General features: G+C 33.1%; 17 protein-coding genes, 1 tRNA gene and 1 pseudogene. 3 read left to right on the forward strand and 16 right to left on the reverse strand.

The features are described 5' to 3' along the window. Positions 1-219: 219 nt before the first annotated feature. Positions 220-3,684, forward strand: coding sequence for a M4 family metallopeptidase (locus ASC44_RS09625; RefSeq protein WP_055447390.1), 3,465 nt, complete (start codon positions 220-222; stop codon positions 3,682-3,684). 196 nt (positions 3,685-3,880) lie between these two features. On the opposite strand, the gene ASC44_RS09630 is transcribed toward ASC44_RS09625, so the two are convergent. Together ASC44_RS09630 and ASC44_RS09635 are read right to left on the reverse strand one after the other, a co-directional pair. Further along, complete coding sequence (locus ASC44_RS09630) at positions 3,881-4,537, reverse strand: putative signal transducing protein (protein WP_055447391.1); 657 nt, start codon at positions 4,535-4,537, stop codon at positions 3,881-3,883. A 10-nt stretch (positions 4,538-4,547) separates the two neighbouring features. Then, positions 4,548-5,462, reverse strand: coding sequence for a hypothetical protein (locus ASC44_RS09635; RefSeq protein WP_055447392.1), 915 nt, complete (start codon positions 5,460-5,462; stop codon positions 4,548-4,550). Between the two features lie 176 nt (positions 5,463-5,638). On the opposite strand from ASC44_RS09635, the gene ASC44_RS09640 reads away from it, so the two are divergent. Further along, on the forward strand, positions 5,639-6,781 hold the full coding sequence (locus ASC44_RS09640) for a fibrinogen-like YCDxxxxGGGW domain-containing protein (RefSeq protein ID WP_152973311.1): 1,143 nt from the start codon (positions 5,639-5,641) through the stop codon (positions 6,779-6,781). A gap of 19 nt (positions 6,782-6,800) precedes the next feature. Here the strand turns inward: ASC44_RS09640 and ASC44_RS09645 are convergent. The 6 genes and pseudogenes from ASC44_RS09645 to hemB all read right to left on the reverse strand — a co-directional run bounded on the left by ASC44_RS09645 (position 6,801) and on the right by hemB (position 11,848). After that, positions 6,801-7,514 (reverse strand): annotated as a pseudogene (locus ASC44_RS09645) (3'-5' exonuclease). Between the two features lie 36 nt (positions 7,515-7,550). After that, entirely contained in the window at positions 7,551-8,705 is a 1,155-nt protein-coding gene (locus ASC44_RS09650) for a serine hydrolase domain-containing protein (RefSeq protein ID WP_055447394.1), read from the reverse strand. 53 nt (positions 8,706-8,758) lie between these two features. Further along, a complete protein-coding gene (locus ASC44_RS09655; protein WP_055447395.1) occupies positions 8,759-9,277 on the reverse strand; it encodes a DUF4442 domain-containing protein in 519 nt (172 codons plus the stop codon). Then, the gene (locus tag ASC44_RS09660; protein WP_055447396.1) at positions 9,277-9,753 is read right to left on the reverse strand and encodes a methylated-DNA--[protein]-cysteine S-methyltransferase; all 477 of its coding nucleotides are present in this window, start codon (positions 9,751-9,753) and stop codon (positions 9,277-9,279) included. The genes ASC44_RS09655 and ASC44_RS09660 overlap by 1 nt, the downstream gene beginning before the upstream one ends. Next, positions 9,753-10,829: a CNNM domain-containing protein gene (locus ASC44_RS09665; protein ID WP_055447397.1), complete on the reverse strand. Its 1,077-nt coding sequence runs from the start codon at positions 10,827-10,829 to the stop codon at positions 9,753-9,755. The genes ASC44_RS09660 and ASC44_RS09665 overlap by 1 nt, the downstream gene beginning before the upstream one ends. Positions 10,830-10,858: 29 nt before the next feature. Further along, positions 10,859-11,848: a porphobilinogen synthase gene (hemB, locus tag ASC44_RS09670; RefSeq protein ID WP_055447398.1), complete on the reverse strand. Its 990-nt coding sequence runs from the start codon at positions 11,846-11,848 to the stop codon at positions 10,859-10,861. A 120-nt stretch (positions 11,849-11,968) separates the two neighbouring features. Here hemB and ASC44_RS09675 point away from each other — a divergent pair, with 120 nt between their 5' ends. Next, the gene (locus tag ASC44_RS09675) at positions 11,969-14,605 is read left to right on the forward strand and encodes a DEAD/DEAH box helicase family protein (protein ID WP_055447399.1); all 2,637 of its coding nucleotides are present in this window, start codon (positions 11,969-11,971) and stop codon (positions 14,603-14,605) included. 3 nt (positions 14,606-14,608) lie between these two features. On the opposite strand, the gene ASC44_RS09680 is transcribed toward ASC44_RS09675, so the two are convergent. The 8 genes from ASC44_RS09680 to ASC44_RS17935 all read right to left on the reverse strand — a co-directional run bounded on the left by ASC44_RS09680 (position 14,609) and on the right by ASC44_RS17935 (position 19,607). Further along, positions 14,609-14,998, reverse strand: coding sequence for a YchJ family protein (locus tag ASC44_RS09680; protein WP_055447400.1), 390 nt, complete (start codon positions 14,996-14,998; stop codon positions 14,609-14,611). 10 nt (positions 14,999-15,008) lie between these two features. Continuing rightward, the gene (locus ASC44_RS09685; protein ID WP_055447401.1) at positions 15,009-15,779 is read right to left on the reverse strand and encodes a hypothetical protein; all 771 of its coding nucleotides are present in this window, start codon (positions 15,777-15,779) and stop codon (positions 15,009-15,011) included. 2 nt (positions 15,780-15,781) lie between these two features. Then, a complete protein-coding gene (hemF, locus tag ASC44_RS09690) occupies positions 15,782-16,684 on the reverse strand; it encodes an oxygen-dependent coproporphyrinogen oxidase (RefSeq protein WP_055447402.1) in 903 nt (300 codons plus the stop codon). A 2-nt stretch (positions 16,685-16,686) separates the two neighbouring features. Further along, positions 16,687-17,034 (reverse strand): 5-carboxymethyl-2-hydroxymuconate Delta-isomerase, encoded by a 348-nt coding sequence (locus ASC44_RS09695; RefSeq protein WP_055447403.1) that lies wholly within the window; start codon positions 17,032-17,034, stop codon positions 16,687-16,689. A gap of 6 nt (positions 17,035-17,040) precedes the next feature. Further along, positions 17,041-17,574 (reverse strand): GNAT family N-acetyltransferase, encoded by a 534-nt coding sequence (locus tag ASC44_RS09700; protein WP_055447404.1) that lies wholly within the window; start codon positions 17,572-17,574, stop codon positions 17,041-17,043. 22 nt (positions 17,575-17,596) lie between these two features. Beyond that, positions 17,597-18,370 carry an EI24 domain-containing protein gene (locus ASC44_RS09705; RefSeq protein WP_055447405.1) on the reverse strand — a complete coding sequence of 258 codons (774 nt, stop codon included), beginning with the start codon at positions 18,368-18,370 and terminating at the stop codon, positions 17,597-17,599. Between the two features lie 68 nt (positions 18,371-18,438). After that, positions 18,439-19,467 (reverse strand): uroporphyrinogen decarboxylase, encoded by a 1,029-nt coding sequence (gene hemE / locus ASC44_RS09710; protein ID WP_055447406.1) that lies wholly within the window; start codon positions 19,465-19,467, stop codon positions 18,439-18,441. 53 nt (positions 19,468-19,520) lie between these two features. After that, positions 19,521-19,607 (reverse strand) — tRNA-Ser (locus ASC44_RS17935). Positions 19,608-19,613 lie beyond the last annotated feature (6 nt).

Raw genomic sequence — 19,613 nt, forward strand, 5'->3', positions numbered from 1 at the left:
AAAAAAAGCCTCGAAATATTCGAGGCTTTTTCATTTTTATACTTCAAAAAATTACGGTAAAAACCGTAAATACAGCCGAACATTTTTTTTATCGATGTTATACGTCGAAAATAAATGAATAGTTATTCGGTATCATTAGTATTTTAATAGTTTAAATAAGAATAATTTAAAATTATTCAAAAATTACTAGTTTAATATTAATTTATATCATCATTAATTATGAAAAAAAATTCCTTTAAAACACTACTTCTTTCCGGATTTGCAGCCTTAGTTTGTGCTTCAAGTTACGGACAAGATCGAGTAGCTCAAAAAGTAAACGGAGACAACGGTCAGCCAAGTCTAGTTGTCTTTAGTAAAGACGCATCATACTCTATGCAAGATGTAAATACTGTTTTGGCAGAGCAGTTAAAGACAAGAAATAGCGATAGTTTTACTCAAATAAAATCTGAAACAGATGATATTGGCTTTCTGCATCAAAAATACCAACAACATTATAATGGTATTCCTGTAGAATTTGCAACTTATACTTTTCATGGTAAAAATGGAAAAGTAGTTTCTATAAGTGGAGAATATTACGAATTGGATGGTATTAACGTTACACCAACTTTAAATAAAGAACAAGGTTTTCAATCTGCAATAAACCATATTGGAGCACAAAGTTATTTATGGGAGAATGTTACTGCTGCTAATCAAATGGATTACACAAAACCTCAGGGAGAATTGGTTTTATTACCAAATTTGAGTGCACAAGGAAAAGATGCTTCAAAAAATGCACAGTTAGCTTATAAATATGATATTTATGCTACACAACCTGTAGGCAGAGGAGAAATATACATAGATGCTATCACAGGAGAGGTGCTTTTTTACAATAGTATTATCAAGCATTTAGATGAGCATGCAAACGCTTCAAAAAACTTAATTTCTGTTGAGAATAATAATAAATCATCTAAAGTATCGGCTTTTAGAGCGACAGCAAATGCAGCGACGCGTTATAGTGGAACGCAAACCATTACTACACGTGTGGTTGGTTCTAGTTACGCATTAAGAGATAATACGCGTGGCGGAGGTGTTAATACTTATAATAGTGGTAGACAAGACAGTTACCCATCTACAAACTTCACAGATGCAGATAATAACTGGACAGCTGCAGAATTTAATAACAGTAATAAAGATAATGCAGCATTAGATGCGCATTGGGGAGCAGAGAAGACTTACGATTATTTATCTTCTGTACACGGTAGAAATAGTTACAATGGCTCTGGAGCAGCTATAAATAGTTGGGTGCACTACGATGATATTCCTGGAGGATTAGGGTATGATAATGCATTCTGGAATGGAAGTGTAATGACTTATGGAGATGGTACTTCTACAGGAGCAGAAGGTAACGGAAATTTTGACGCCTTAACGTCTTTAGATGTTGCAGCACACGAAATAGGACATGCGGTAACATCTAGTACTGCTAACTTAGCTTACCAAAGAGAATCGGGAGGTTTAAACGAAGGATTTTCAGATATTTGGGGAGCAGCAGTAGAGCATTTTGCTAAAGGAAATGGAAATAATGCCTCTCCTTCTGCAGATACTTGGTTAATTGGTGATGAGATAGACAGAAGAAACGGCTCTTCAGCTTTACGTTCTATGAGTAATCCAAACTCTAGAAATCAACCAGATACTTATGGTGGAACTTTCTGGCAGAATCCTAATTGCGGTACACCAGTTCGTGCTAACGATTATTGTGGAGTACATACAAATTCTGGTGTTTTAAACTACTGGTTTTACTTATCTGTAGCAGGAGGAAACGGAACTAACGATATCGGTAGCGCATTTAGCGTTTCGGGAATAGGGATGACTAAATCTGCTAAAATTGCATACAGAACGTTAACACAATATTTATCTTCAAACTCTACATTTGCGAATGCAAGAGCAGGAGCTATTCAATCTGCAATAGATTTATATGGAGCAGGTGGAGTAGAAGAAGTTGGAGTAACAAATGCATGGCACGCAGTAGGTGTTGGAGCAGCGTATCCAACAGGAGGTGGAGGAGCATCATATTGTACTTCTACAAGTTCTAATACAAACGATGAGTATATCTCTCGTGTACAATTAAATACAATTAATAATACTTCTGGAGCTCAAAATTATTCAGACTTTACTTCAATTGCTACAACATTAGCTAAAGGAACATCTTATACCGTTACGGTAACACCAACTTGGACAGGTACTAAATACGATGAAGCTATTTCAGTATGGATTGATTATAATGATGATAAAGATTTTGATGATGCAGGAGAACAAATTGGTACAGTAGCTCCAAATCAAAATACAACGTCAAGTATTACTTTTACGGTACCAAATACTGCCAGCGCAACAGCTACAAGAATGCGTGTGTCTATGCAATATAATGCAGTACCTACAGCATGTCAGTCCTTTACTTATGGAGAAGTAGAAGATTATACAATTAATATTGGTGGCACTGCCGTAGATACGCAAGCACCAAGTAATCCAACAAATTTATCTGCTTCTAATGCAACACAAACAACAGTAGATTTAAGCTGGACAGCTTCTACAGATAATGTTGGTGTTACAGGTTACGATATTTATAGCGGAGCTACTAATATTGGAACGGTAGCAGGAACAACAGCAAATATTACTGGATTAACAGCTAACACATCATTCTCATTTAGAGTAAAAGCAAAAGATGCAGAAGACAACGCGTCTGGGTTTAGTAATACAGCAACAGGAACAACATTAGCAGAGGCTTCATCTGGAGGTTGTACAGGAGGAATTTCTTCTTTTCCATATAGCGAAAGTTTTGAAAGCGGATTAGGCTCATGGTCTCAAGCATCTGGTGACGATATCGATTGGACTCGTGATAGCTCAGGAACACCATCATCTAATACAGGACCATCATCTGGATCTGCAGGATCTTGGTATTTATTTGTGGAAGCTTCGTCTCCAAATAATCCAAACAAAAGCGCGATATTAAACTCACCTTGTTTTAATTTAAGTAGTGTATCTACAGCAGTATTTAGCTTCGATTACCATATGTATGGAGCAAATAATTTAGGAAGTGTGGCAGTAGAAGCAAGTAGTAATAATGGATCGTCATGGGCATCAATTTGGAATGCATCTGGGACATCGCAAGGTAATACTTGGCAATCTGTTAATTTAGACTTATCGGCTTATGTTGGAGGAGTTGTGCAATTAAGATTTGTACGTGTAACAGGAGATACATGGCAAGCAGATATTGCAATCGACAATGTAAAACTACTTAATTCAACAGCAACTGCAGACCCATGTTCTGGAGTGTCTGAGTATAATAGTTCAACAAGTTATTCAACAGGAGACCGTGTAACTTATCAAGGTAATTTATTCGAGAGAACTGCATCTAGCTGGACTAATTTAGGAGCTTGTGGAGCAACAGCAACATTATTAGCACAAGATGTTAACTACCCACCAAATGCAATAGAAATCTCATTATATCCAAATCCTGTAAAAGGAGATATGTTATATGTAAAATCTAGTATAGAGAACTTGCCATTTACGATTGTAAATATGCTAGGACAACAAGTAGCAAAAGGAGCATCTACAAATGGAGTAAACGTTGCAAAACTTGAAGCAGGATTATATATGATTCAGTTTAATGTAAATAACACATTAGAAACAAGAAAATTCATTAAGCAATAGTTTTATCCCTTAAAAAAATAGCTTAGTACCAAAAGCCCAAACGTAAGTTTGGGCTTTTTTAATTTATAAAAATTTCAATGTTTTTTAGAGCAAATTTTTGCTAGAAAAAGCAAAAACCAGGCTATCACTACTCAATCTTTTTGTGCCAAAAAGGATTTCAAACATACCGTTCTATCCTTTGTGCGAGAGAACAGTTTTAAAAGAAATTAAATATTTTTAAAAAAGAAGTTATAGGCGTTATTATTAAACCAATATAGAATATATATTTCCCGTGTTTTCTATCGTTAGCAGAATACGAATGCACTTTTTCGCCATTAGGCAAAGTCTTTTTCGAAGTCCAAAGAAAATAACCAATAATCAAACCCAAAAAGCCACCTAAAAAAGAAAAAACATAACCACCAATAATCCACGGCTTTTGGTTTCCTTCTGGTTTTGCTAATTCTTTTAAGCGTTCATTTTTTAGAGAATTAAGTAAATCTTTGTCAACAGGTTTGCCTCTTTGTGTTAATATTTTTTGAGCAAGAGTATAGTCTAAAGCACTCCACTCGTCAGATTTTAAAAGAATTTCATAAAGTTCCTCGTTTGTAAATTTAAATAAGTAATAATCTTTATCAATTTCATCAATTAAACCTTCAGCATCTTTTTCTAAAACGCTTTCAGCTTTTTCAAAGTCAGATTGTTTTATTCTAATTTCAATTTGGTTATTTAAAGTGCTTCCCGAAAAAGTAATATCTACAGGTGGAACGTTGTCCTCAAGGATAGTCTCAATATCCTCTTTTTTCAATAAATCTCTCAGCTCTATAGCTTGTTCTAAAGTAGGAAATTTTCTAAATATTGAATATTCTTCTTTCATTAATTGTTTTTTATTTATTAAGCATCCAACGTACTAACTCTGCCTTATCAACAATAGACCAACTGTGAGGATGTCGTTCTCCATTCGCACGATAACCTTTATTTTCTGTAGGAATATATTCGACAGCTTTAAATTTCAATTCGCTTAATTTTTTATGAAGTTTTTTAATATAGTAGGCGTTCGTTTCATCGTATTTAGATAAACTATTCTTTTTCCACCAAAGTGTATCAGGTTCTGTATAAAACCTAATTTTAGTTTCCTTTAAATTTCTAATATTATCAATATTGCCTGTTCTTAAAGTAGCAACAGAATACGCTTCGTATTTCGAAATATCTTCATCTGGTATGCCTAATTCTTTCTCAAGAGTTTCAATTAACCAAGTGCTTTCTTCAATAGCAGGCTCTGAAAAATTACGTTCTACATTTTTTTGTGCAACAGTATATAATTCGGATAAATCAAGAGGAGAATCGACTATAAAAACACCTTTTGGAATGATGCTTGAATTTTTACGTGTTATATAATTACTAATTAATAAAGCCATATTTCCGCCACTTGAAAAGCCTCCAATATAGACGTTATTAATAGGTAATTTATTGTCTTCAAATATGTTTTTAAGTTGTTCGCTTAAAAGTGTTTTTTCATTTTCTGTAAGCCAAATTTTTCGGCTATAATTCATATATAAAACAGCAATGTTATTTTCTTCAGCGTTTTCAATTATTTTAAACTCACGTTTAATGTCATCTGCTTTTTCTGGAAAACCACCAAAAACGACTAAGACTGCTTCGGTATTTTTAACTGGTTTATTTAATACATAGTCCTCTTTTATTATTTCTATAAATTCAGTTTTTATTATGATATTCGGTTCTTTGTTTTTACAAGAAAAGGCAATAATGAGTACTAATAATATTCCTAGAAATTTTTTCATTTTTAAAATTGTTTGTAACACAGGTGATTAAGCAAAGTTAATAAAAGGAATTGTGTGATATGGAAATCGTAAATTTTAAGCCTATAAATTAGTAATAAAGAATAAATTTTATGTTTTTTTTATTTTGTAGAAATTAACTTACATATAATACGTAGCTTTACTTGCAAAAAAAAGAAATGTACAAATTAAGATTTACATTATTACTTATATTAGTTTGCAGCGGTTATAGTTTCTGTCAAGTTGGTATTGGTACTACATCTCCAGATCCCTCTTCTGTTTTGCATGTTGAATCTACAGAGCAAGGTTTTTTGCCTCCAAGAATGACCGCTTTACAAAGGGATAATATTGCATCTCCTGCCGAAGGTTTGTTTATTTATAATTTGGATAGTAGCTGTTTTCAATACTATAAAGGTACCTCATGGTCTAATTGTTTAGGTGAGATGGCTTCTAATGCTCTAGATTGTAGTTCTTCAGCAGCAACAGGTTCTTATCATACAGAGACACCTTTAAATGCTAGTAATACAATAACAATAGATGTTCTTGTAAATGTTATAGAGCCTTATACCGTTAGTACAAATACAGTAAATGGTTACAGTTTTTCTGGATCTGGTAATTTTACTTCAGTTGGTGTAAATACGATTGTTTTAACAGGATTAGGTACTCCAATTGCTAATCAAACAGATACTTTTACTATTACTTTTGCAAATAATGGAGATGTCTGTACTACAGACGTTGCTATTACAACTGTTTTTTCTAATTGTTTAGAATATTTAAATATAGGAGCTACTACAGATGGTGTTTATACTATCGATCCTGATGGCGCTGGGCCTATTAATTCTTACGATTGTTATTGCGATATGACTAATAATGGTGGTGGATGGACTTTAGTGTTTAATCATAATACTTCAGGTGGTTACTGGACTAATGATGTGCAATCGAGTGAGTTTAATGTAGGTTCTCCTGGTTTAACAACTGCTAAATATTCTATTTTAAGTAAATTAGATGAGATAAAAAGTACTGCTAATTATGAGTTTAGATTGCATTATCCTACTCTAGATTTAACTAATCATTGGCGCCAGGCTTTCGATCCTAGAAGTGGAGCTTCAGGTGTTAATCCAGTAGTTGGCTATGTTGGAATAGATATTGCGATGACTAATAATAGTTGGGGAGGTCTAGAATTGTCTGGAGGAAATACTTATTTAGATGGTACTGTAAGTAGTGGGAATTGGTTTTATTCTATAGGTAGTGTAAATGTATGGAATGGAGGTATACCTTCAAACTCTGAAGCGGTTAATAGTGTGCAATTGTTTGTTAGATAAGCGATAAGGTTTTTATTAACTATACATGTATAATCTCATCATCTTGCAAAATACTTTCTCCACGTAGCCTCAAGAATATTTGAGCTACAGCAATGGTGTCTTTTTCGCAGTAAACGACTATTCTATTAATGTCGTTATCTTCATAATAAGTTTTGTAAACTTCACTACCATCGATATCGTCTTTTGGAGATGGGATACCTAAAACGTGAGTCATTAATTTTAAAGAAGTATACGTTTTATAGTCACCAAATTTCCATAATTCTAAAGTGTCAAGATGTGGCACTTCCCAAGGTTTTTTACCAAAGAGATTCAATTTATATGGTAATTCTATATTATGAATAATCATGCGTCTCGCGATATAAGGGAAATCGAATTCCTTACCATTATGTGCACATAATAAATGCTTAGCTTGGCTAAAGTGAGAAATAATTAAGTTTTTAAAGTCTCTTAAAAGTGTTGGTTCTTCACCATAAAAAGAAGTGGTTCTAAACAAACGCGTTTCGTCTTGATTAGTAAAATACCCAACCGAAATACAAATTATTTTACCAAACTCTGCCCAAATACCTGCGCGATCATAAAATTCTTCAGCCGAAAATTCTTCTTTTCTTTGGTAACGCGATTTTGCTTCCCAAAGTTCTTACTTCGTTTTGTCGAGTTCATTGAAATTTTGAGTTTCTGGAACCGTTTCAATGTCTAGGAATAAGATGTTTTCTAGGTTGAGTTTAGATATCATAGGTGTTTTCCGCGAAAGCGAAAGTCTTTTTAAAAATTAATTTTTAGCTGCATTCATCATCTCATAAGCCTCATCAATATAAAGTGAAATATCACTAGTATAAGCACCAATGCCAGCATCTGGAGATTTCTGGTGACCTAAACGTACAATAATAACATTATCTTCAGGCTGTACAATTACGTATTGTCCTAAGTGTCCACGCATCATCGCGAAATCTTTACCATTATGTTTTTTAAGCCACCAACCGTAACCATAAATAGGATCGAATTTTGGTGTTAAAGACTTAGCTACAAATGCCGAATCTAATATTTGCTTACCATTCCATTTTCCGTTGTCTTTGTATAGTTTTCCAAAACGCGCAAAGTCTTTTGCATTACTAGCAATACAGCAATAGGCTTTTACTAAATCGTGATCGTCGCTATCTACTTGCCAAAGTGTTTGGTTTTCGCTACCTAAAGGTTTCCAGAAGCTTTCTTCAAAATAATCGTATAATTTTTTACCTGTAGCTTTTTCAATAACCATGGCTAACATTTGTGTGTCTCCACTGGCGTATTTAAATGCTTTTCCGGGTTCTGTAACTACTTCTAAACCATTCATTACTTTTGCTAAATCATCATCAAAATAAGCACGTGTTGTTATAGATAATGGCGAATAGTAAGCTTCGTCCCAATTGGTTCCAGAGCTCATAGTCGATAAGTTTCCAACCGTCATTTTTGATGCTAAGCCATCACAGAATTCTGGAAGAAAATCGCAAACTGGCTGATCTTCACTTTTTATGTAACCTTCCATTATGGCTTTTCCCATTAATCCAGAGACATAACTTTTTGCCATAGAAAATGAGTTCGATTTTGAGTTGGCAGTGTAACCATCGTAATAGTTTTCGAACCAAATGCTGTCATTTTTAATAATAACATAAGCAATGGTTCCCCAATCTTTATTGGCTTTACTTAAAGTCTCAGTTTCTTTTACTGAATTGTAATTTTTATGATTTTCCCAAGGTTGAGGTGTTCCTATTTCGATGGTTCTATTGTCGAATTTTTTATAATCGTCTAAAAACGCTGTTGTGTAGCCTCGCATGTATATTGTGCGAACAGCTTTTATTAAATAATCGGTATCTGTTATGTATAGAACTGCGATTAGTAAACCGAAAAGAACGACTACTACTTTGAAAAAGTTTTTAAGGAATTTCATGGATTGATTTTTATTAGAAAACTAAATATAGTAAAATTTAAAAGGATATTGATTTATTGAGAGCGTCTCTGTTTAAGCTTTTCTTTATAAAATGCTTTATCAGCAATGTAAAGTGTTTTAGAAAACGCTGCAACAGTTTCATTGTTAGTATTAACTAAAGTCATGTCTTTAACAATGTCAAACTGTTTTTGTTCTACCACGTTTTGTTTTATGGTTTTTATTTCTTCAGCAGTAAAAATAAATTCTCCATAAATAGTGCCTTTTCCCGGTCGCTTATATTGTGCAGTTACCGCTTTATCCCAAACCACATACTCGTCTCCTAAAATTTGAATAAGCTGTATCATGTAAATAGGATCTGTAGCAGAAAGCATGCTGCCTCCAAACATAGAGCCTGCATAATTTCGGTTTTTCCAATTTAGTTTTAGTCTAATTTTTACGTAGTGTAAATCGTCGCTAACCTCAATAAGTTTTGCGGTTGTGCGTCTGTACATTGGAGACCAGTTAAAGCCATATTTGTAGATGTTAGCTGGTTTTATAAAGCGTGTTAAAAACTCGGTTGCAATTTTATACATTAAAATAAAGAGTGTTGTTTATAAGGGCTTTCATGTTCTAATAACCACTGTTTTCTATGTAAACCTCCTGCATAACCAGTTAAGCTTCCATTGCTGCCAATAACGCGATGACATGGTACAATAATCCATAGTGGATTTTTTCCATTCGCATTTGCGACTGCTCGAATGGCTTTTTCGTCGCCTAATTGTCTAGATAATTGTAAATATGAAGTTGTTTTTCCGTAAGGAATAGTGCTTAAAGCATCCCAGACACGTTCTTGAAAAACAGTACCTTTAGGGTTTAGTTCTAAACTAAATTGCTGACGCTCGCCTTTAAAATATTCGTTAAGCTGAAGCACGCAATCCTCTAGAACTTCCGGAATAATATCTGAAACCTTTTCATTAGAGTTTAATACAGAGACCGAAGCAATACCATCCATATCACCAACAATTTTGGTAATGCCTAAAGGCGAATTGATATAGCAGGTTTCTTTCATTATTGATTTTCTTCAATATTCTCTATCATGCCTAGTTTTTTAGCTTTTACTTCCCAGTTTTTTCTAGCTTGATGTTGTAGATCGCTTATAGTATCGCTTTCGTCCATAATTTCCAAACCAAGAAGCGTTTCTATAACATCTTCCATTGTTACAATACCACTTACAGTTCCATACTCATCGACTACAGAAGCTAAGTGATTTTTGCTTTCAACTAATTTTTCGAATAAAGTTGGAATAGGCGTATTACGCTCTACAATAATAATATCACGTTTTAATTCTGATAGTTTTTTAGAGCCATTTCCTAAGGCCATTTCTTTATAGATTTCATCTTTAAGAACAACTCCTTTTATATTGTTTTCAGAATCTGAAAACACAGGAATTCTAGAAAATTTAAGATTCAGATTATCGTTAAAAAAATCTTCAACGGTTGTGTTTTCATTTTCAGTTTTCATAACCGTTCTAGGAGTCATGATATCTTTAACATTTATGTCTTTAAAAGTTAATAGGTTTTTTATGATTTTACTTTCGTTATCTACAAAAACACCTTCTTCATGAGCCATGTCTGCCATCACTAAAAAGCCTTCGCGACTTAAAATGCTTCCATGACCTTTACCACCAATTAACTTTGTAGTTAACTGCATTAACCATAATAAACCTGTCCATTTTAAAGGAAAAATTAAAATATTAAGGGCGGTAGTAGTAAAACCTGCTAAACTTTTCCAGTAAGTTGCACCAATAGTTTTTGGGATAATTTCTGAAGCTACTAATATTAAAATAGTCATTACTGCCGAAACGATAAATACACCATATCCATCGCCACTTCCGTAAAGGCCTTCGGCTTCTTTACCTACCAAAATTGCACCAACGGTGTGAGCAATAGTGTTTAAAGTAAGGATAGCAATTAATGGTCTGTCTACGTCTTTTTTAAGTTCTTCTAAGTTTTCGGCAAAAGCTTTTCCTTCTTGTTTTTTTAAGTTAATAAATGTTGGTGTAACACTTAAAAGTACAGCTTCTAAAATAGAGCATAAAAAAGAAAAGAAAATAGATATAACGCCGTAAAATAATAATAATCCCATGAATTGATTTTGGTTTGTTTGTGGCTAATTTACGATATTAATTTTACTACATCTTTTGCGAAATAACTCGCAATTATATCTGCACCAGCACGTTTAATGGCTGTAATTTGTTCCATCATAACAGCATCGTGGTCTAACCAACCTTTTTCGGCAGCAGCTTTAAGCATAGAGTACTCTCCAGAAACTTGATAGACAGCAACAGGTACATCGACTTCATTTTTAATTTCGCGTACAATATCTAAATAGCATAAACCTGGTTTTACCATAACAATATCTGCGCCTTCATCAATATCCATTTCGGTTTCGCGTAACGCTTCAAAACGATTTGCGTAATCCATTTGGTATGTTTTTTTATCTTTCGGAATATCTAAAGCATCTACAGGAGCAGAGTCTAAAGCATCACGAAAAGGACCATAAAAAGCAGAGGCATATTTAGCTGAATAACTCATGATTCCTGTATCAGTATAACCTTCATCTTCTAAAGCTTCACGAATAGATAGAATACGACCATCCATCATGTCGCTAGGTGCTAGAAAATCGGCTCCAGCTTCGGCATGAGAAAGACTCATTTCTGTTAATACATCAACACTCTCATCGTTAATTACTTTACCATCTTCTATAATACCATCGTGTCCGTAAACCGAGTAAGGATCTAGTGCAACATCCGTCATCACTAGCATATCTGGACAAGCATTTTTTACCGTTTTAATAGCACGTTGCATTAATCCATCAGGATTTATAGCCTCGGTTCCTTTATTATCTTTTAAATTATCTGGTACTTTTACAAATAGTAATACAGATTTTAAACCTAGCTTCCAAAGCTCTTTAACTTCGGCTTGTAATAAATCTAAGCTGTAACGATAGTAATTTGGCATAGAAGCAATTTCTTCTTTTATACCTTTTCCTTCAACCACAAAAAGTGGTACTAAAAAATCGTTTGGAGATATTATAGTTTCTCTAACTAAACTTCTTATGGCTTCGTTAGTTCTTAATCTTCTATTTCTTTTTATTGGATACATAGTTTTATTACTTTTAACGAATACAAAGTTAATGATTATACCAATTAACAAGCGAAATGAAGCTTACATTATTTAAATTAATAGGCTTGCTTTATTTATTGGAATTAAACCATTTTATAATTGATTGAATCTTTAGATACATTAGAATTTATTTTTCCTTGGAGAAGTTATCAAGCAGAGTTATTGAAGCATTTTGATAGCCACATGGCAGATAATCATTTTCACGTTATTGCACCTCCAGGTTCTGGTAAAACAATTTTAGGAATTGAAATTCTTAGACGTTTAGGAAAAAAGACTTTAGTGCTTGCTCCAACGCTTACCATAAGAAATCAATGGAAAGATAGATTGCAAACGTTTTTTTCTGAAGGTGAAACATTTAGTAATTTCTCTTTTAATATTAAAGAACCAAGCGATGTTACTTTTTCTACCTATCAATCGCTTCACGCTTTTTATAAAACGTTCGAAGACAAGAACGACTATTATAAGTTTTTTAAAAAGCATGATATTGAAACACTTGTTTTAGATGAAGCACACCATTTAAAAAATGCATGGTGGACGTGTTTAATGGACTTGAAAAACAACAGTTCGTTTTATATGGTTTCGCTAACAGCAACTCCTCCTTACGATAGTAGTAGAGCAGAAGTTTCTAAATATTTTACATTGTGTGGTGAGGTAGACGATGAAATTGCTGTGCCAGATTTAGTAAAGGAAGGCGATTTGTGCGCACATCAAGATTATGTGTATTTCTCGAAACCAGACGATTTAGAGATTAATTTTATAGTAGATTATAGACGTAAAATTGCAGATTTTAAGGATAACCTTTTGGAAGATGCCAGTTTTATTCAATTTTTATTAAATCATAGGTTTTATAAAAATCCGAACTGGAATTTAGATGCCTTGTACGCTAACACTAAATACTTTTCTTCAATATTAATTGCTTTACATGCCTGTGGTTTTTCAATAGAATTAGAAAAATTAGAAATCCTTGGTTTCAATAAAGATGAAGCGATTAAGCTTCCTAAGTTTGAGTTAGAATGGCTTCAAGTTTTACTTCAAAATATATTAGTTGAAGATAGAGAGGAGCTTTTAGAGGATGAAAAATATTTAAAAACTTTAGAAAAACAGTTACGCCTTTTAAATACTTTCGAGCGTAATAAAGTAGACTTTAGAGGTGATGATTTAATTTACAAATCGTTATCAAATAGTCCAAGTAAGCTTAAAAGTATTGTAAGTATTATTGATAGTGAAAGAACACATTTAAAAGAAAATTTACGTTGTGTTATTCTTACAGATTATATAAGAAAAGAGTTTTTAACGACAAAAGTGAATGACATTAGTGAGATAGATAAAATAGGTGTTATTTCTATCTTTCAATACGTTAGATGTTATTGTGGTAATAAAGAAGAGCTTGCTGTACTTTCTGGTAGTATTATTATAATTCATAAATCTATTGTAAACGCATTGCTTACTATAGAAAGCGAAGACGACTTTTCTATTAAACCATTAGAAATTGACGCTTCTTTTTTGCAAGTAACACCGAATACAACAGCTAAAAAAACCATAGTAAGTAGTATTACAAAACTGTTTGAAAACGGAACGATAAAAGTACTTGTTGGTACAAAATCTTTATTAGGCGAAGGTTGGGATGCACCTTCAATAAACAGTTTAATTCTAGCTTCTTTTGTAGGTTCGTTTGTGTCCTCAAACCAAATGCGAGGTAGAGCTATTAGAACAGATGCAAATACTCCCAATAAAACAGGAAGCATTTGGCATTTAGCAAGTATAGATCCAACGCAAGATGATGGTGGAAGAGAGGTTGAAATATTAAAACGACGTTTTGAAGCTTTTGTTGGTGTAACCAATAATGCAATTCCGTTTATTTCTAATGGGTTTGAACGTTTGTACTTTCCTAAAAACATAAAACCAGATACTATTGAAGCCTTAAACACGCATACATTAGATCAAGCAAAGCAGAGGAGTAATGTTATTGCAAAATGGAAAAGTAGTATTGGTAGTGGAACAAAATTGACCAAACAAGTAAAACTTATTCATTATAAAAATGTGCCTTTTAAAAAGCAAAAACAGATTTACTATTTTGATATTTTACGCTTTTTTACTGTGGAATTACTTTTAGGTTTTATGGTATTCTATGTAGAGTTTATAATTAAAAGCGCAGCTATTGCTTTACATCAAGGTGTTCTGTACTTTTTATACTCATTATTAATTGCGCTTTTAGGTGCTTTTGGATACAAGTTTTACAAAGCGATTAAGTTGTATTTGCGATATGGTTTTTTGTACAAAAAAATAAAAAAAATGGGATTAGTAATCCTAGATACTTTAGACGATTTAAAGTTACTAACTACTAATAAAAGTAATATTACTGTAGATTCTTACGTCTTAAATAAAGGAGATGTAGTTTGCAACTTAGTTGGCGCAAATGCATTAGAAAATTCAATATTTTCTAATGCGCTTACAGAACTTTTAGAGCCAATAGATTCGCCTCGCTATTTAATTATTAAAACAAATATCTTTAGAAAAAAGTTAGATGTAGAGAGTTTTTATCCTGTTCCAGATGTTTTTGGTGATAAGAAAGAAAACGCTGTTTTGTTTCAGAAGCATTGGACCAACTATCTTGGAAAAAACAAGTTAGTATACACTAGACAATTTGATGGTAGAAAACTGCTTTTAAAAGCTAGGTTGTTTCATGTTTATAATGCTTTTAGTAAGATGACAAAGGAGGTTGTGGTTTGGAAGTAGTTTTTAATCTTTAAAAAGCCCTAAATATTTCCAATTTCCATCCTCTCTCACAAAAGCAGACTTTTCATGAATAACATCAACACTTCCATTTTCATAAAATGAAGCATCAAATGTTACTGTACCTTCTTCGTCATTCTTTAAGCCTTTAGTAGTTTCAAGTACTTCAAGTTTTATCCATTCTACAGATTTTGCCCACTTTACAATGGCTTTCTTTTCGGTTATTGGTCTTGTAGAACTATGGTGTGTATGCATTAAATAATCGCCATTAGCTAGAACAAAAGCGCTATATCTTGAACGCATTAATTGTTGAGCTGTTTCTGTTTTTCCATTATTTAAATGAAATACTTCGCAGCATGCTTTGTAGGTTTTATTGTTTCCGCAGTAGCAATTCATATTTAAAAAACTAGTCTAAATTTCTTATAAATTTTTCTACGTTTATTTCTACATCATCTTCACCTTGTTGATCAAACGGATTTTCTAAATGCGATTGTATATTATCTAAAGCTACCAAAATAACACTAAACATTATTGGCACAGCATATTGTAAACCGTAATTATAACTTGTAACACTATGTGCAAAATGAGGCCCGTAAATTATAGGTAAAGCAATAATAAAAATATCACTATAAGTACGTAATGTTCTTGGTGTTCTGTATTGGTAAATGTGTTTTATGCGCTCGAAAGAAATCATCATTTTGCTTAAAAACTGATTAGATCTTGAAGCTTCTCCAGAAGGCAAGCCATGAGACCTTAAGGTTTTTATAAACTGAGAAATAGTATTAAAATTCTCGTATACTTTTTTTTCTGTGTTTTCTAAATCACTAATAGGATTTGTAAAAACGTCTGTTAAAGAATTTAGTAAATTCTCTAGATTGGTTTTAATTTCTGCTTTAAGATTTTCTGGCGGATTTTCTAACCAATGCGATACTGCAAAGTACAAAGCACGACCATGCGCTTTTATAGAGCCATATTCGTCTAAGGCAACTTCACGACGTTTGTAAGCACCTCCAATAGAGAATACAATAGGAAATACAATTGCTGTTCCTATAAGCGTTAAGGGAAAGTCTGCTTTAATCTCAAAATGAATACAAAATGCAGTCGAAGCTATAGCTAAAGCCGTAATTACAAATGTTTTCCAGTTGATTATTAAAAAAACACGTTTAAATAATTTCATAATTATATCCAGTTTTTAGGATTCTGTAATACTTCTACTAAGCGTTCTTCTTCACTACCAGTTTCTGGTTGGTGGTCGTAAACCCATTGTACATGAGGAGGTAAACTCATTAATATACTTTCTATTCTTCCGTTAGTTTTCAAGCCAAAAAGTGTGCCTTTATCATGCACTAAATTAAACTCTACATAACGACCACGACGTATTTCTTGCCAATCGCGTTGTGTTTTTGTGTATTCTAAATCTTTTCTTTTTTCGGCAATAGGAACATAAGCTTCAAGGAAGCTATCTCCAACTTCGGTAACAAAGTTGTACCAATTTGGCATGCTCATGTCTTCTGAAGCTTTACAATAATCGAAAAATAAACCGCCAATACCACGTCCTTCGTTACGGTGTGCATTGTAAAAATACTCGTCGCAACGCGCTTTGTATTTAGGGTAAAATTCTGGATTGTGTTTGTCGCAAGCAGTTTTGCAGGTTTGGTGAAAATGTGTAGCATCTTCATCAAACAAATAATAAGGTGTTAAGTCTTGACCGCCACCAAACCATTGGTCTACAATATTTCCTTCTTTATCATACATTTCGAAATAGCGCCAATTTGCATGTACCGTTGGAACCATTGGGTTTTTAGGATGTAAAACAAGGCTTAATCCGCAGGCAAAAAAATCTGCATCTTCGACACCAAAATACTTTTGCATAGAGTCTGGTAGTTTTCCATGTACACCAGAAATATTAACGCCTCCTTTTTCAAAAACGTTTCCGTTTTCTATAACTCTTGTTCGTCCGCCACCACCTTCTGGTCGTTTCCAGATGTCTTCTTGAAAAGTCGCTTTTCCGTCAACTTTTTCTAGACCTGCTGTAATAGTGTCTTGTAATTGATGTATGTATTTGAAAAATTTGTCTTTCATTTTTATACCATTGATTTGTTACAATATGTTACCTTTTCAAAATCTCTTATATTAATTGCAATAAAAGGAATCTCAGGAAACATTAATTTTAATTCGGTTACTATACTCTTAGAAAGCTTCGCTTTTTGTTCGGTTGTTCTGCCTTCCATAATGTTTGCAAAAACATGAATAAAAGGTTCCTTTTTTCCGCCAACTAAATAGTTTTCTTTAAAAGGATTTAAGCGCACTTTAATATCTGTTTCATCAAATAATAAACTGTTATTTGCTGTGTTGTGTACTTTGGTTAAAACAGATTTTGCTTCAACATTATTTAATATATCTTCAGAGCAATCTATTACAAAATGTGGCATAATTGTTTATTTGTATAATTCATATAACTCCATGTCAAGAGGTTCTTCACCTATTGGAGTAAATTCTTTTAGCAACGTTTTTTGCCAAACAAAACCATTATTTAAAGCCACGTTTACACTTGGTAAATTGTCTTTGTGTGCAATTATTTGAAGTGTCTCTAAATTTAATGTGCTAAAACTATAATTAGACAATGCTTTTATAGCTTTAGATACAAGGCCTTGACCTTTAAAATTGTAATCTATACAGTATGCAAGTTCACCTTGTTTTTTAGACCAGTCTAATGCTTTTATGTAAATAATTGCTGCAAGTTTGTTATTTTGAGCTTGTTTTAAAGTGAATAGAAACTCTTCTTTTTTATTGAATTGCTTCACTTTAGTCTCAACAAATAACTGCGATAATGTTGGGTTCGAGTTTTCGTTTAAAGTGCCAGGGAAATAGCGTTTAAAACGATCGGAATTTGTTACCATAAAGTCACAAAGCTTCCAGGCATCTGTTTCTTTAACTGGGCTAATTTCGAAGTCGTCAAACTGTAGAATCATTATTTAATTTTACGCTAAGTATTTAAACTGCAGGCATTTTTTGTGCTGTTAGTAATTTGTTTTCGGCTTTAATAGCTTCTACTGTTTTAGTGGTTGCTGCTGTTACGGAAAGTGGTAATACTATAATAATTCCAATTATTGGAATTAATAAAAATAGCATAAAAACAATACCGTTTCCTATTGCTAAACCTCTATTTTTTCTAACGAAATTAACACTTTCTTCATATTTAAAATGACGTTCTAAAGTGTAGTCCATATTACCAAATCCAGCATAAAACGCTTGAACTAAGAATATAAGAATAGTGCCTATAATACCAATAACAGGAATAAAACTAATTATAATTAAGGGAATAGTAAAGAGTATTTCTTTAAAAAGATTTCGAACGTTAATTCTAATACCTCTCCAAAGTTGTTCTTTAAAAGAGGTCGCTCTATGATCGTGTTTTGTTGTTCCTGTAAGATGTAATTCGATTTTTTCTGAAACCGGGCTCATAAAAGGAGCAGACAATGCCATTACAATATGCTTATAAAGTATAAAACCTAAAAGAATAATAATGGCTCCACCTAAATAACTTGAAATAGAGGTAAAGGTTTCTATTCCTGTTTCCCAAGGCCATATTTTGGCTATAAACCTACCAATGTTATCTGATAAGGCATAAGCAGTAAAACCAACAATTGTAGCCGTTATAATGCTAATGATGATTGGCACTAAAAAGTAATTCCAGAGCTTTAATTTTGAAATTAATGCGAATGTTCCTGTATAGGCTTTGATACCTTTTAAAATGTTTTTAATCATTAAATAGGTGTTTAATTAAACATGCTTAAAAGACGCAAAAACCAAGATTAAGTTACAGGTTCTATTAACTAATTAGCTTTGTACTCTTTTACAGCATCTATAAATGCTTTAGCATTTTCTAACGGAATGTTAGGTAAAATACCATGACCTAAATTTACAATATATTTATCTTTACCAAACTCATTAATCATTTGGTGTACCATTTTTTTGATTTCTGCAGGAGGAGAAAATAAACGTGTAGGATCAAAATTACCTTGCAAAGTAATGTTACCGCCAGTTAAGTAACGTGCGTTTCTTGCAGAACATGTCCAGTCAACACCTAAAGCCGCAGCTCCAGATTTAGACATTTCATCTAAAGCAAACCAACATCCTTTTCCAAAAGCAATTACCGGTGTAATGTCTTTTAAAGCATCAATTATTTGCTGAATATATTTCCAAGAAAACTCCTGATAATCTACAGGAGAAAGCATTCCTCCCCAAGAATCGAATACTTGAACAGCATTAACACCTGCTTTTACTTTTTCTTTTAAGTAAGCAATTGTTGTATCTGTAATTTTTTGTAATAATTGGTGTGCAGCAACAGGATTTGTAAAACAAAATTCTTTTGCTTTATCAAAGTTTTTAGAACCTTGACCTTGCACACAATAACATAAAATGGTCCAAGGAGAACCAGCGAAACCAATTAATGGAATATCGTCGTTTAGTTTCTCTTTAGTCATTTTAATGGCTTCGTAAACGTAGCTTAAGCTTTCTTTTACGTCTGGTACAATAACAGTATCGACATCTTTTTGAGTACGAATAGGATTTGGTAAATAAGGTCCAAAATCCGGCTTCATTTGTACTTCGATGTTCATTGCCTGAGGAATCACTAAAATATCACAGAATAAAATTGCAGCATCCATTCCGTATCTACGAATAGGTTGTACTGTAATTTCACTTGCTAACTCTGGAGTTTGACAACGTGTAAAGAAATCGTATTTAGCCTTTATTTCCATAAATTCTGGAAGGTAACGACCTGCTTGACGCATCATCCAAACTGGTGGACGGTCTACTGTTTCTCCTTTTAATGCTCTTAAAAATAAATCGTTCTTAATCATCGCTCTGTTATTCTTGCCTGTGTAATAATCTCTTTTATTGTACTTTACTTTTGCAGAGAGTAAGGGATTCGAACCCTTGGTGCCTTTGCAGGCACACTACCTTTCCAAGGTAGCACGATCGGCCACTCTGTCAACTCTCTATTTTA

It is taken from the genome of Lacinutrix mariniflava, from assembly GCF_001418015.1.
GTDB classification, from domain to species: Bacteria; Bacteroidota; Bacteroidia; order Flavobacteriales; family Flavobacteriaceae; genus Lacinutrix; species Lacinutrix mariniflava.